The sequence below is a fragment of the Mesorhizobium sp. M2A.F.Ca.ET.067.02.1.1 genome (assembly GCF_004023285.1).
GTDB lineage: Bacteria > Pseudomonadota > Alphaproteobacteria > Rhizobiales > Rhizobiaceae > Mesorhizobium.
Window position 1 is genome coordinate 1 of record NZ_RZSB01001150.1, and the last position, 1,221, is coordinate 1,221.

Genomic DNA, 1,221 nt, shown 5'->3' on the forward strand with positions numbered 1-1,221 from the left:
CGCCAAGACCGGCTGGCCGGTCTACCGGCTCGGCCCGCGCGGCGACGATGAGCGCAACGCGGTCGCCGCCAAGCTTACTCAGCTGTGGCGCGACGACCTCTTCGCCATAATCGATGACGGCACCATCTATGGCCGCGAGATGGCCGAGACTCTTCGCGCCGCGGTCGAACAGGCAGCCTTGAAGCCGGTATTCACCGACACTTTCAGGCCGCAGCTCGACAACCAGATCGGGTTGGTCGGCCGGCTGAAGAAGGCCGGCGCAACGAAAGTGTTTGCCGGCGGCGACGGCGACGACATCGCCATCATGGGCCGCGACGCCGCCCAGCTCGACGCAGGCATCACTTTCGCCGGCGGCGAGAACCTGCGCACGCCGCCTGGCGATGTGCCTTACGCCGCCGGCACGCTGATGATCGCGCCGCCGGAATGGTCGGAGGTCGCCGACCCCAGGATCGTGCAGGCCTTCGGCGCAAAAAACATCGTGCCGGACGGCTACACGCTGCCGTCCTATGCCGCGGTCGAGATCGCCAAAGCCGCGCTGGCCGATGCGGAAAGCTCCGGCCGGCCGCTGGGCGAAGCGCTGACCGGCCATGATTTCGCGACCGCGATCGGCACCATCCGCTTCGACGACAAGGGCGACCTCAGCCAGAACCCGTTCCGCGTCTTCCGCTTCGACGGCACGCATTTCGTACCGCTGGAGGGCAAGTGATGTTCCGCACCGGACCGCGCAATCTGATCACCGACGTTGCTGGTCTTCGCGTCGGCAATGCCGCCGACGCCGGGCTGAAATCCGGCGTCACGGTGGTGCTGTGCGACGAACCTGCCGTGGCTGGCGTCCAGGTGCTGGGCGGCGCGCCGGGCACGCGCGAGACCGACCTGCTCGAGCCTCAGAATTCGATCGCGACGATCCATGCCGTCGTCCTGTCCGGGGGCTCGGCCTTCGGCCTCGACGCCGCCTCAGGCGTGCAGGCGGCGCTGCGCGAGAAGAACATCGGCGTCGAGGTCGGCGGCTTCCGCGTGCCGATCGTGCCGGCCGCGATCCTGTTCGACCTGCGCAATGGCGGCGACAAGGATTGGGGCCGTTATCCGCCCTATCGCGAGCTCGGCTATGAGGCCGTGCAGACGGCAATCGCCGATTTCGCCATCGGTACGGCCGGCGCCGGCACCGGCGCGTTGACCTCCGGGCTGAAGGGCGGTCTGGGCTCGGCTTCGACCTTGCTCGGC

Annotated in this window: 2 protein-coding genes; both read left to right on the top strand. The window is 68.5% G+C overall.

All coding sequences use genetic code 11. From position 1 onward, the window contains the following. Positions 1 to 706, top strand: a 706-nt coding sequence (locus tag EOA28_RS36280) for an ABC transporter substrate-binding protein (protein WP_148671129.1), incomplete at its 5' end; no start/stop codon positions are given. Further along, a partial coding sequence (locus tag EOA28_RS36285) for a P1 family peptidase (RefSeq protein ID WP_148671130.1) occupies positions 706 to 1,221 on the top strand: 516 nt, incomplete at its 3' end. The genes EOA28_RS36280 and EOA28_RS36285, both read left to right, overlap by 1 nt.